Raw genomic sequence first — 13,136 nt, forward strand, 5'->3', positions numbered from 1 at the left:
TAATTTCGTTTGTATTAGAATATTATAACATAATTGTTATTTTTTATATCCTTGGAACAATAACTTTTATTTTAATATATTTATTGTATATAAATAAAAAACAAAATGCCTGTATCAAAAGTAACATTATAAAATTACTTTCAGCAAGCTTTGCACGCGCATGTGGGTGGTAAAGTGGATATAAATATAAATAAAAAGCTAGCTAGTTTAAAAAAAAGCATTATATTATTATTAATAGCCGAAATAATACAATTAGCATTATTATATATACCAAATTTTACGGTAAATATTATTTATAAAATTGCCACCTTTTTATCTTTTGCTATAATTATCCTTATTGTATATTCATATTTTTATGAAAAAAATAGGATAATAAATCATAAAAATATAATATATGTAAAAGAAAATAACAAAAACGAGTTTTTCATATTAGCCATTAGTGTGGGTATTATTATCGGATTAATAACATTTGTGAGCTACCTCATGCCAAGGCAATGAGGCTTCCTGATTCATTGACCACACTTATCCTTACATACGGGCTTATATTAATCCCTTCAGGGACAGAGGTGAAGGTCTCCACAGGCGTAAATTCCCTATGATCCACAGGTACATTTATATTTAAATTAAGTTCATTAAAATATCTTTTTAATTTATTATATTTATTTCTTAATAGTTCATTTATTTTTATAATTCCATAATATAGATCATTTAATGTTGAATTATAATCCCTGTTTATAATAAAACCACAATTAGGGCATTTATATATTCTATCATTTAAATTTATATTGTATTTATTATGGCATTTGGAGCATTCCTTGGTTGTTGGCAGGAACCTATCCAGTAATATAAATGTTGAGGCCTTATGTTTAAGTGCCTCCTTAATTCCACCCATATTGGTGGATTCTGTTCTCTTGCCAAAGAGATGCTTCCATGAATTAATATTATCATCCTGTGTTATTATTATATCATAGTTTGATGATAGATAATGGGCTATCTTATTCACTGTATCCTTTCTTCTGTTCACTGTTTTTGTTTGTTCTATATTTAATTTATTTTTTAGTTTATAATAATTATTAGAGTTTTTTATTTTCTTCGATAACCTTCTCTGAATTCTTTTTTCTCTTTTAGATTTTGGTATGCCATAATTTATTATTAAACCATTGGACAATGTTAATTGATTTTTAATTCCCAAATCAACTGATACTATTTTTTGATTATTTATAGGTTTGTCTAAAATGTACTTATTTTTATATGCTGTTATGTAAATATAATAATTATTGTTTTTATTTATTAACAATGCATTTGCCGGTTCTAATATATTTAAATTATATAATCCATTTACCTTTAGTTTCTGCTTTATTCCCTGTATTTTAATATAATTATTATTTATTATTTTATATGTATTGTTATACTGTTTCAATGGTATTGATGTTATATATTTTTTAAATTTTAATTTCCCTATTTTATATCCCTTTTCCTTTAATTTTGATAATCCTTTAATATTATCCATGGTTCTATCAATAATTTCTTCCCTCATCTGTGATGATAAATATTTTAAATCCCTTATTTCATAATGGTCCTTTACATACACTGGTACTTTATTTACCTTGTAATCCATATTAAAAATATCATTGTTAAATTCCTTATTTATAATATAATTGTATAACCATTTAGCCTCCAAAAATATTCTCCTTAATATCCTTAATGTGCTGGTATTTAGCTTATCACTGTCGAGCTTTGCTTTTATAATTACTGCTGATTGAGATTTTCTTTTAATTTTGGTTTTATTTAACGAATCTTTTATTTTATTCTTCCTTGCTTCTATCATGTTCATTTATTAATTTTACTATAACATCATTATAGCTTTCCCTCGGGTTATTTTTTAATTTGTTTAATTTTTCTCTTGTTTCATCATGTATTATTATATTTACAAACCCCATATTTATGTATATGTGTATTTAACATATAAATATTTAGTTCTAAAAATGTTTCAAAAAATATTATTTATTGAATATTTGTATTTAAATTCCAAAAATTCATAATAAACTCAGTGGCTTTCTTTCTGGTATATTGATTTGTAATATTAAAAATTGCAATTTTCTTTGATGGATACTCCCTTTTGATTGGATTCGTCATTTCAATTGTATCCTTTAAATTTGCATTTTCATAGATATCAACCATATATTCAAAATCTTTCTGAATCGAAATATTGAAAATATGCTGGTGATAAGATGACTTCAATACTTTTTTCATTTCATGCACAAGATTGCTCTCATCAAGAATTTTTTTAAATGAATATGTAGCCTCGACAACAGCATTATTTTTATCAGATAATGAGTATGAATCATAATCTGACCATGAATCACCTGGCTGGTTAAGCTTTCCGCAGGCACCACAGACATATGAATATCCAATAATGCCCATATCAATTTTGTCTATACTATTCTCAACCGGAGTATTTGTTTCCTTATTATACGGAATTGCATAGAATTTATCATAGCCACAGTATTTGCATTTGACACCAAACCTTTTTCCGGAATAGAGTAAATATCCTGAATTAACCAGCCTTTCTATAATCGCGTGAATATCCTCATTCATGTATGTGTCCTCGGTGACACAGAAAAACATTATCAATAAATTTTGCACTTAGATCCCCGTATTTCAGGTCATACAGGAATGCGTCATCAATATTCATGGCGTTTAATCGTATAAAAATATTTAAAATTAATTTAAGAAATCTTTTATAAAATGCAATGCAATAAAAAATGAAAAGGATATTAAGGTCAATGACATAATGCAATGTGTTTGAATATATACCAACAGTGTTAAGATCGCAGGAGATTATTGACAAATCATTCAAAAAGGCATCGAATATAGTTGAGCCCTACTTTCCGAAAAAGGAGGATAAGGTTCGAAAGGAGGTAATTGACAGAATATCAACAATAGAGAGCATATCAACAGGCCATTTTGATAAATTAATAAAAAAATTTCCAACGATTGAGGCTGTTCATCCGTTTTATTACAGCCTGATAGACCTCATGTTTGATGTTAATAAATATAAGTTAAGCCTTGGCAAGGTGCAGTGGACATCAGAAAAAATCAAGGATTTAAGCACATTTTATATAAAAAAATTAAAATATGCAAGGACAATTGATGATATAAATTCCATAATGAAGAGCTATTACGGGAGGTACTCATCACTTGTTAATAATATAGGAAATGACCTTTTATTTTTGGGTGAATGCCGCAATTACTTAAAAAGGCTGCCCGGCATTATCATGAACATACCAACATTCATTCTTGCAGGAATGCCAAATACAGGAAAGAGTTCCTTATTGCATGAGATAACAGGCAGCAATCCAGAAATAGCAGAGTATCCATTTACAACAAGGGATATCCTGATAGCCTACAGGCATTTTAATAACAGGAGGGCGCAGTTCATAGACACCCCTGGAATACTTGACCGCACCATGGACAAAAGGAATGATATTGAAAAGAAATCCATTATAGCACTCTCAAAGATAGATGGAATTATATTATTCCTCATGGACTATTCAGGAACAACAAAATATACTGTGGATGAACAGGAAGAATTGTACAGCGAAATAAAAAATTCATTTAGCAATAAAATATACAGGATACAGACAAAAATAGATATAAGTCAGAGGGTTGAGGATATAGCTGTAAGCACTAAAATACCCGATGGGATCAAACCATTAATGGAAATTATAGAATCAGAGGTGAATGGCTATTATGGATCAGGAAATTAGAAGGCAGGCAATTAAAAATGCGTATCTTCATGATGGCAGGGCTGATGTTTCATCCGTTGTGAGCAAGCTAATATCAGAGAATCCTGAGATTAAAAAGAACATAAAGAATTTAATACCTGATGTTAAAAAAATGGTTGATGAGATTAATTCACTGGGAAGGGAAAAAATCGATGAGATTGTTGCAAATGAATACCCTGAATTCCTGATTAAGGAAAAAAGGGAGGAAAAACACGAACTGCCCGAATTGAGGAATGTCCACGGAAGGGTTGTAATGCGTATGGCCCCATCGCCATCAGGTCCCCTGCATATTGGGCATTCAAGGATGGCAATACTCAATGATGAGTATGTAAAACGGTACGGTGGTGAATTAATATTAAGAATAGAGGATACGAATCCGGACAACATTGACCCAGATGCATACCAGTTAATACCGGAGGATTTGAAGTGGCTTGGCGTGAATGTTACAAAAAGTGTGATACAATCATCAAGGATGGAGATATATTACAGGTATGCTAGGGATATGATAAAATCCGGGCATCTGTATGTCATAGAAAGGGATCAAAAATATTTCCATGACATGAAGATGAAATCACTGGCTGTTCCAGAAAGAAATGCATCACCAGAGGAAAATGAGGAGAAATTTGACAGGCTTTTAAATAACTATTATGATGAGGGCCAGGCCGCTGTTGTGATGAAGACCGATCTGAACCATCCAAATGAATCCATAAGGGACTGGATTGCATTCAGAATAAACAAAACACCGCATCCATTAACCGGTGATAGATACGTTTTATACCCGACCATGAATTTTTCAGTATCAATCGACGACCACCTCCTTGGGTTAACACATGTAATAAGGGGAATAGACCATCTGGTAAATACTGAAAAGCAGAGGTATGTATTCAGGGCAAATAACTGGAAGGAGCCAGAATACTACCATTACGGGTTTATCAAAATACCAGATTCCGTATTAAAGACAAGCACAATAAAGGAGGGAATAAGGACAGGAAGGTACACAGGCTGGGATGATGTACGCCTTGGAACATTAATGGCTTTAAGAAAGAGGGGATACAGCCCGGAGACATTCAGAAGGTACTGGATAATGTCCGGCATGAGGGAGAGCAATGCCGTTTTCTCATGGGATATCTTTGATTCCATAGACCGCGAGATCATAGATTATAAATCAATGAGGTTCTTCTTTGTGAATAATCCTGTTAAAATCAATCTTGAAAATAATATTGATCTTAAAAGCCATGTTCCATATCACCCTGAGAGGCCCGATCTTGGCTTCAGGGAGTATGATTTTCATGTTAATTCTGATATTTACATCGATGAAAATGATTTAAACAGCATTGATGAGGGAGAGTACATAAGATTAAAGGACCTGTGCATGGCCAGAAAGGCCGGCGGTAAAATTTCATATGTCCCGGACGATGGCCGCAGGAAATTAAGGGTAATACACTGGTGCCCGGTAAATTCCATTGATTTTAAGGTTTACAGGCCGGATGGCACTGTTGATTCTGGAAAGCTTGAACCGCTTGCAGAATCATTGAACGGCGTTGCACAGATGGAACGCTACGGTTACATAAATAAATCAGGATGCACCGGCTATTATCTTCACAGATAATTTATTTTTAAACTTTGAAAAACAATAAGTGCCATGATGAAATATACATATATGAGAACCGATGATCAGACCGGCGTTGTATGCGGCGGTGATCCCGAAAATTATTTAAAAGCCTATTTTAAGGGTCTTTATTTTGACCTTGATGACGGCGAGGAGATACAGATAAAGGCATTGAGAGAAAAATTCCCCATGGGCGAGGCGGCAATAAAAACCCTGGCAGAAAATGCAGGGCTTAAAATGTATAAATATAAGGATAATGGTGATATAATATACATTTACCTTAAAAAATAATCATAATTTATACCGGTAATTATTATAAAGCCCTGATATATCAAACAAAAATTTATGGATATCACCGCCCTGCACAATGCCAAGGCACCTCCTTGAGTTATATTTTATATTAAAAATCTTTATTTTATTATATTTCATCTGGGTTGCCACCGGCTCATCGCCAAATGATATATCCTCCATAAAAATTTTTGTTTCCTTATATATCCTTGCTTTTATTAAAAAATTTATATTCTTTGGAACAAGGAAATCAATAAAACGATTGTCATCATCATAATTTAAAACAAAATTTAATTTGTCCTCAATGTGAAGTGCCGCCGCAAGTATGTATTTTATTGAAAATGTATTGAATATATTTACATCTATATAATTATTCCCTGATGAGTATAAAAAATTTGATAATTTTTTGTCGGCAATGAATATGTATGCCATATTATGCCTGATCTCTATTCTATGCATGCTTATTCCGTTTAATCCACGTGATGTTACAAGCGCGCTGGATATATAATCAACGCTGTTGTGATCATCGTGTATTACCGGTATTTTTTTTACACCATTATAATTATGCCTGAAATGGATTCTTGCCATTTCGGGTTTTTTATTAATATTTTTTATTGATTTTATTTTATTGACATAGTATTTAACATCATGGTCGAATATATTATATACAATATTCCATTGATTTGAATTCAAGTATATCAGGTGGTTATCATGGGATTCCTAAAATATTTTTTTGATGCCCACCATAAATGATAAATTTAATTCAAAAAATTAAATCAATATTTAAGAAAATTCCTCCTGGAGCTCCATTATTACCTGATTTATGACGTCCTCCATGGTTAATCCGTTATATTCCCTTAAACCACCCATATCGGTCCTGAGCCTGGCGGTGTATCCATCCTCATTCTTTTCAAATTCGATGTTGCACAAAAGTTCCTCCATAACAATCAAATCTAAAATTATAAGTAATATTTAAAAATTGTTAAATTTATTATAATAACCAAGAATAATATCAGAAACATTATTTCCGGTCCTGCCGGTCATAATAATATTCCCTGGTTTAAGTGCGTTGTAGCTGTCATTGTTTTTAAGGTAATCATCAATGTTTTCTATTTTTGTAAAATTATCTACAATTCCACCCGCAGCAGGGCTCAGGCCATCAATGCCATCCGTGCCAATGCTCAAAAACAGGAACTGCTCATCGTTATTGTATAACTTAAGCATTTTCATGCATAATTCCTCGTTTCTTCCCCCGATGCCGTTACCCTTTACATTCACCGTGGTCTCTCCACCGCATACAAACCAGAAGCCTGATCTTTTTACTGAATAAATGTTTCTTAATATATTTATTAAATAATTAGAAACGTCATTGACATCGCCGTTTATGTTGCTTCCCAGTGAGACAGAATTTGAGTCCAGATTTTTATATAAATAATCAACAAAATCCTTATTTTTTAATATAATAATGTTCTCAATCCCTTCATAATATTTCATATCAAGGCTATTCTTCCTGTAATTTTTATTAATAAAATCCCTCAGCCCTGGATTTTTAACGTATTTTTCAGAAATTTTTTGCACATCATCTGAATAATCCTCCCTGACAAGCGGGCCTGATGCAATAATGCCCAGGTCATCGTAAAAAACATCAGATATAATATAGGATTTAACATGTGCCGGATACAGATATGAGGCAAGCTTGCCGCCCTTTACAGATGAAAGTCCGAGCCTGATTATGTTCAGGTCATATATATTACCACCGGAGTTCATGATCTCTTTTGATATCTCCATTATATCATCAACGCTGACATTATCCTCGGGTATTTCAAATAACGATGAACCGCCGCCAGAGATTAAAACTATGACCAGGTCATCCTCATTTAAATTTTTTAATGGCCTTAAGAGTTCAATTGATGAATTTACAGAGGTATTGCTAACATATGGGTGTGTGCCCCTGTAAATTCTGAGCTCGGTGAAATTATGGCCAATGACCTCATCCTCGGGTACTATTATTCCGGCGTATCTTAGTTTGTTAATAATTTTTGGCCTTATCCCGGAATACATCCTGAACGATGCCTTGCCGAATCCTATTAAATATACATTTTTATACATGTTTATGTTAACATTAAAAACATTATTTATTGCATTCTCTGGTGTTAATGTCTGAAGCATATCATCAATAAGTTTTACAGCAAATTTCCTTCTATCATTGAATGATATATCGTTAATATTATTTACTGCCATAAATTTGTAATAATATAATGTGTTTTAAACTTTCCATGGGTTTTATTTTATGCCATTTTTCTTAATAATGTAAAATTATAATACAAATAAAATAATGCAAATAATTCAGGATTTATATTCACTGATAAATGATAAAATTCAAATACGAATCATATATTAAGTATTACGTGACAGAAGAAAAAAATATTTCTCACGTTAAGGAAGGTTATAGGCATTTAAAATTTAATCAGCTGACCCTGAGGCATGCTGTTTCCCAGGCAATTGGCCTGAACGCGCCCGGTGGCACAATTGTCCTTTATGTTGCGGGAACCGCCGCATTGCTGACCTTTACATTTTCTGGATACCCGGATGGTTCATTCTCAATTCCATTGATTTTATTCATGGCACTGATTGTTTACTCAATGATGAGCTATTCATCATATGAATTTTCAAAATATCTATCAAGCTCGGGCGGTTACTACACATTTGTTGCAAATGGCCTTGGGAGGTCATTTGGATTGACAACGGCACTGTCATATATAAGCTACCAGATACTGAGCTTTACAGGATTTGGAATCCTTGGCTTTGTGGGCTTTGCCTACGCAATTCTGCCCAGCCTTGGCATAACAATACCATACATCAATGTTTTGTGGATTCCGGTAAGTGTTATTTTTATTTTGTTTGTCAGCGTTTTAATATACAAGGGGATTAAGCCATCATTAAGGTATGTTTCATATGCAATATTTATAGAGGTTTTATTCTTCATCGGAACATCAATATATTTAATACTATCACATGCATCCTCGGTAACATTCACACCATTCACGGCAATACCCGTGGGCGGCAATTTTATCATACTTGCGGCGATGATGGTTTATGCCATCGGAACCTTTGTGGGCGTTGGCGGTTCAATACCAATTGCAGAGGAGACCAAAAACCCTAAGAGGAATGTGCCGTTATCAATTATATTAAGCATACTTGTTCTGGGTGTAACAATCATACTTGCATCGTACTCAGAGGTAATATCATGGGGATTCTCAAACATGGTTAATTTTGGAACAGGATCGGGCATAGGGGCATACCCTGTTCTATCAATTTATAAAAATGATTTTGGCGCATTCAGCTCAATACCGTTTATTATATTATTAATAATTGTAATAAATTCATTTTTCACAGCAACAGTATCGCTCGGAACAAATGCAACAAGGGTTTTATTCTCCTTATCAAGGGAGCACGTCATACCTGAAAGGCTGTCAAGGACAAACACCAGGGGCGTTCCGGTATATGCCGTGATATTCATTACTGTGCTGGCGCTTGCAATTGTTTTATCCACGGGCCTTGCCTTTGAATACATTTATCCTGGAAGGCCAATAGACGCGCTTCTATATGCATCGGTATTCCTGTTAATACTTGAATCTCCAATTACATACATAGTTCATATTTTAACAAACACATCATTATATTTCTTCCTGAAGAAGAATAATCAGAAAACACACATTGTAAGGCACATAATAATACCCGGAATATCAAGCATAACATTAATAGCTGCAATAGTCGCCGCGGTTTACTTTGATTTAAGCGCGCCATACATATACGGTGTTTACGGTTCATTATTATGGGTTATTGCCATATTTGCAATTGTAATAATAATGTACACAAAATACAGGAAAAATCTTGACAACCTTGGAGATTTTTCATTATAAATTCATAAATTTATTTATCTGGTTTAAAGACCTTTCCCTTATTTTATTTATATCCTCCATTATATTAATTTTTCCCGATGATATGTACCTTACGAGTATATTCCTCATGGTACCCCCGCATGAGCACGGCATCTCATTGATTTGATTGTCTACAACCCTTGTGCTTCCGCAGGCATCGCACCTTAAAACGTTTTTTATGCCGGAGAATTTCCCGCGCTTTGTTATATTATTTCCTTCGATGTTAACTATGTCCATGCCAAAATCAACGGTTTTGGCCGATGCAATTGATGTTCCTATGCCGAATGCTGATACACCGGCATTTTTTAATGGAATAACATCATCAAGTGATATTCCTCCTGAAACCATGATTTTTACATTTTTATGGTTCCTTAAATCGAGCTCCCACCTTATTTCCCTTATGATATTTATAAAATTGCCGCGCCTTGACGATGGCGTGTCCAGCCTTATATAATCTATATCGGGAAATTCATCCGCAGCCTTTATGGCGGCGAATTTTTCATCCATGAATGTGTCTATTAAAAAAACCCTGAAACGGGAGTTATCATGCTGGGTTTTCCACGCAAGGTCATCGCCAAGTATTAATGACAGTGCGTGTGGCATTGTTCCGGATGGTGTGATCCCCAATATTTTTCCGCTTATAACTCCAGATACGCCGGAGGCGCCGCCGATGTATGCAGATCTGTCAATCATTGGCGCTATTGCCGGATGCATCCTGCGTATTCCGAATGATATAAATGGCGTATCACCAAGCATCTTTTTAATTAATGATGAGTATGATGATATGCCCGATGCCTGGCATATAAACCCAAGTATGGGGGTTTCGTATTCTGCAAAATCAAGGTAATGCCCGGTTATCCTTATAAATGGAACGGGAACACCAGCATCGTCCCTGTTCCTTATCACGGTTCCCTCCGGTATTGCATATAAATCTATGTTCTTATTTTCCAGCAGTGATATAACATCATTGAGGCCCGTGAAGTTTATATAATCATACCCTGCCGATGGGGCTGTAACCTCCATGGTGACCACAGGGTTTTTATCCAGTTTTTTTAAATATTCCTTTGTGTAATCAAAGTACACATCGGTGACATCGCCATTCAGTATTTCATCCTCACCGGCCATAACGAATTTACTCATTTTTAATAACCCCTTTAAATTCCTCTGAATCTATTGAGTTATACCCATAGTTTATTTTAATTTTTTTAAGGGCATCCTCATGGTTATTTTCATCTATTGATGCACAGAGATCTGATACAACTGTTACATCATAATTTCTGTAGAATGCGCCTGAGGCGGTGTGCATAACGCATATATCAGTGCTGATACCAAATAAATAAAGCTTTTTTGCATTTAAAAATCTTAATAATGAATCAAGGTCCGTGTCATGGAATGCATCGTAATGCCTTTTATTGATAATAAAATCAGGGTATTTTTTTAATTTTTCATATATTTCAGACGCTGGTGTGTTCATTAATGCATGCTCTCCCCAGACACGGAATTCCGGGTCATTCTTAATATGGAAGTCGCGGGCGAAAACAACTGGCATTTTATTATATTTTAATACATCAGCAGCACGGTTCGCAGCATTCAATGCGTTTTTATTGCCGAATTTTCCGGTGACGAAATCATTGATCATATCGACTATTAATATTACATTATTCTGTTCCATGATGAAAAATACATTATTTCATTATTAATCTTTTGCATACCATATTGTCTTATCGCCGTTGTCCTCAATATATATTCCAGCGTCCTGAAGGCTCTTTCTTATTAAATCAGATAAATCATAGAATTTATTTTTTCTCAATTCATTTCTGATCAATATCAATGAATCTATAATATCTGTGTTTATTTTTTTAGAACCATATAATATGTCAAGGAAACTGTTTAAATAATCCAGGATTTTTAGTGCCTTCTGCGCCGTATTATATGATATATTTTCATAATTTTTATTTAAAACGCCCACAAATTCAAGAAGCTCCGCTATAAGCCTTCTCGTGTCAAAATTATTCTCCATTATGTTATTGAATGAATTAATGTATGCATCGTAGTTTATGTCAAATGAACCGTTATCTGAATTTATTAATTTTAATTTATTGTATATTGTATTGATTTTATCAACGCTCTCCCTTGACTGGTTCATTAATTCAAGTGAGTACTCAATTGATGTGTTGTAATTCGAATTAATCAGTGCAAACCTTAAAACCTCTGGTGAATAATCCTTAAGTATGTCCTTAATTTTTATGTAATTCTTCAATGACTTTGACATTTTTTCCTTGTTTACATTGACCATGCCCGTGTGTATCCAGTACCTTGCAAGGTACTTCCTGTTGCTTATTGACCTCATCTGGGCAATCTCGGCCTCATGGTGTGGGAATATTAAATCTGACCCGCCGCCATGGATATCATACTCATAACCGAAAAATGTTTCGGTTATTGCTGTATCCTCTATGTGCCATCCCGGCCTGCCCTTACCCCAAGGGGATTCCCAGTATGGTTCCCCGGGCTTCATCTTCTTCCACAGTGCAAAGTCCTCGGGATGTTTTTTATCCTCGTTGATTACCCCGCGTGCATTCTCAATGATCTCATTTAGATTTTGATTTGATAATTTTCCATAATCCTTAAATTTGCGCACATTAAAATAAACACCGTCTGATGTTTCATATGCATATCCCTTATTTATCATTCTGCGTATCTGGCTTATTATCTCCTTTATGTATAATGTTGCCCTAGCATAGTATGTAACGCTGTTTACCCTTAATATATTCATCAGCCTTAAATATTCATTGTAATAGTACTCGGCTATTTCTTCCGGGCTTTTATTTTCATCTTTTGCCCTCCTTATAATCTTATCATCGATATCAGTAATGTTCTGAAGGTAAAATACGGAATATCCCCTGGCACGTAAAAATTTGACAATTACATCAAAGAAGATGTTTGTCCTGGCATGCCCTATATGGAAATCATCCTGAACGGTCGGGCCGCAGACAAAGATATTAATCCTGTTTTTATTAATCTCCTTAAAGACCTCATCCCTCTGGCCAAGTGTATTGTGAATTATCATTAAAACAGTAATTTTAATCAAAAGATAAATGTTTACATAAATAAATGTTTTATATTCTTTTACAATAAACTATTAGGGTTTGTGGGGTAGCCTGGTATCCTTCCAGCTTCGGGAGTTGGAAACTCCGGTTCAAATCCGGACAGACCCATAGATGTTTATAAGAGATTGCCTAAAATATATTAAAGTAGGCTATTATATATCTATGATTTTTTAGTGAAAATATAACAGGATGTTGTAAGACCATAACAATATTGATGGTTTTATAATTCCTCCATTGATTTATTATATTTCATTATAGAAATACACTTTAACATCATCTCCTGTATGATCCTTCCATGGTTTACGATCCTTAGATTTAGGCAAACGGTAATTTTTTATTGATATAAAAATCAATCCACTGTATCTAACTAGCTATATTAGAGATTTGAATTGACCTTGAATTT

At 33.9% G+C, this 13,136-nt stretch carries 14 protein-coding genes and 1 tRNA gene; 6 read left to right on the top strand and 9 right to left on the bottom strand.

The window, feature by feature from the left end:
- The first annotated feature begins 174 nt into the window (after window positions 1-174).
- Window positions 175-498, top strand: a complete 324-nt coding sequence (locus TZ01_RS01400) for a hypothetical protein (RefSeq protein ID WP_055032368.1) — start codon at window positions 175-177, stop codon at window positions 496-498.
- Here TZ01_RS01400 and TZ01_RS01405 read toward each other — a convergent pair.
- The 3 genes from TZ01_RS01405 to TZ01_RS01410 form a co-directional block, all read right to left on the bottom strand.
- Window positions 482-1,834 (bottom strand): transposase, encoded by a 1,353-nt coding sequence (locus TZ01_RS01405; RefSeq protein WP_231563393.1) that lies wholly within the window; start codon window positions 1,832-1,834, stop codon window positions 482-484. The genes TZ01_RS01400 and TZ01_RS01405 overlap by 17 nt on opposite strands.
- A complete protein-coding gene (locus tag TZ01_RS09510) occupies window positions 1,806-1,940 on the bottom strand; it encodes an antitoxin VapB family protein (protein ID WP_156150273.1) in 135 nt (44 codons plus the stop codon). The genes TZ01_RS01405 and TZ01_RS09510 overlap by 29 nt, the downstream gene beginning before the upstream one ends.
- 64 nt (window positions 1,941-2,004) lie before the next feature.
- The gene (locus tag TZ01_RS01410) at window positions 2,005-2,598 is read right to left on the bottom strand and encodes a hypothetical protein (RefSeq protein ID WP_048101013.1); all 594 of its coding nucleotides are present in this window, start codon (window positions 2,596-2,598) and stop codon (window positions 2,005-2,007) included.
- Between the two features lie 203 nt (window positions 2,599-2,801).
- On the opposite strand from TZ01_RS01410, the gene TZ01_RS01415 reads away from it, so the two are divergent.
- From TZ01_RS01415 to TZ01_RS01425, 3 genes are read left to right on the top strand one after another with little or no spacing between them, the layout of a single operon-like run.
- Window positions 2,802-3,770, top strand: coding sequence for a GTPase (locus tag TZ01_RS01415; protein ID WP_048101014.1), 969 nt, complete (start codon window positions 2,802-2,804; stop codon window positions 3,768-3,770).
- On the top strand, window positions 3,754-5,397 hold the full coding sequence (locus TZ01_RS01420; protein ID WP_231563394.1) for a glutamate--tRNA ligase: 1,644 nt from the start codon (window positions 3,754-3,756) through the stop codon (window positions 5,395-5,397). The genes TZ01_RS01415 and TZ01_RS01420 overlap by 17 nt, the downstream gene beginning before the upstream one ends.
- A 51-nt stretch (window positions 5,398-5,448) precedes the next feature.
- Entirely contained in the window at window positions 5,449-5,688 is a 240-nt protein-coding gene (locus TZ01_RS01425; protein WP_048101346.1) for a hypothetical protein, read from the top strand.
- Here TZ01_RS01425 and TZ01_RS01430 read toward each other — a convergent pair whose 3' ends face one another.
- From TZ01_RS01430 to gck, 3 genes are all read right to left on the bottom strand, one after another.
- Window positions 5,689-6,378 carry a hypothetical protein gene (locus tag TZ01_RS01430; RefSeq protein ID WP_048101016.1) on the bottom strand — a complete coding sequence of 230 codons (690 nt, stop codon included), beginning with the start codon at window positions 6,376-6,378 and terminating at the stop codon, window positions 5,689-5,691.
- A gap of 90 nt (window positions 6,379-6,468) precedes the next feature.
- Window positions 6,469-6,627 carry a hypothetical protein gene (locus TZ01_RS09690; RefSeq protein ID WP_169749782.1) on the bottom strand — a complete coding sequence of 53 codons (159 nt, stop codon included), beginning with the start codon at window positions 6,625-6,627 and terminating at the stop codon, window positions 6,469-6,471.
- A gap of 30 nt (window positions 6,628-6,657) precedes the next feature.
- Window positions 6,658-7,926, bottom strand: coding sequence for a glycerate 2-kinase (gck, locus tag TZ01_RS01435; protein ID WP_048101017.1), 1,269 nt, complete (start codon window positions 7,924-7,926; stop codon window positions 6,658-6,660).
- Window positions 7,927-8,093: 167 nt separating this feature from the next.
- Between gck and TZ01_RS01440 the strand changes: the two genes are divergently transcribed.
- Window positions 8,094-9,608, top strand: coding sequence for an APC family permease (locus tag TZ01_RS01440; protein ID WP_231563395.1), 1,515 nt, complete (start codon window positions 8,094-8,096; stop codon window positions 9,606-9,608).
- On the opposite strand, the gene TZ01_RS01445 is transcribed toward TZ01_RS01440, so the two are convergent.
- From TZ01_RS01445 to cysS, 3 genes are read right to left on the bottom strand one after another with little or no spacing between them, the layout of a single operon-like run.
- Entirely contained in the window at window positions 9,603-10,766 is a 1,164-nt protein-coding gene (locus tag TZ01_RS01445) for a nicotinate phosphoribosyltransferase (RefSeq protein ID WP_048101019.1), read from the bottom strand. The genes TZ01_RS01440 and TZ01_RS01445 overlap by 6 nt on opposite strands.
- Window positions 10,759-11,298 carry a cysteine hydrolase family protein gene (locus TZ01_RS01450; protein WP_048101020.1) on the bottom strand — a complete coding sequence of 180 codons (540 nt, stop codon included), beginning with the start codon at window positions 11,296-11,298 and terminating at the stop codon, window positions 10,759-10,761. The genes TZ01_RS01445 and TZ01_RS01450 overlap by 8 nt, the downstream gene beginning before the upstream one ends.
- A 24-nt stretch (window positions 11,299-11,322) precedes the next feature.
- Window positions 11,323-12,693, bottom strand: a complete 1,371-nt coding sequence (gene cysS, locus TZ01_RS01455) for a cysteine--tRNA ligase (RefSeq protein ID WP_048101021.1) — start codon at window positions 12,691-12,693, stop codon at window positions 11,323-11,325.
- Between the two features lie 75 nt (window positions 12,694-12,768).
- Here cysS and TZ01_RS01460 point away from each other — a divergent pair.
- Window positions 12,769-12,841: transfer RNA gene (locus TZ01_RS01460), tRNA-Pro, on the top strand.
- Window positions 12,842-13,136 lie beyond the last annotated feature (295 nt).

It is taken from the genome of Acidiplasma sp. MBA-1, from assembly GCF_000949015.1.
Classification (GTDB): Archaea; Thermoplasmatota; Thermoplasmata; order Thermoplasmatales; family Thermoplasmataceae; genus Acidiplasma; species Acidiplasma aeolicum.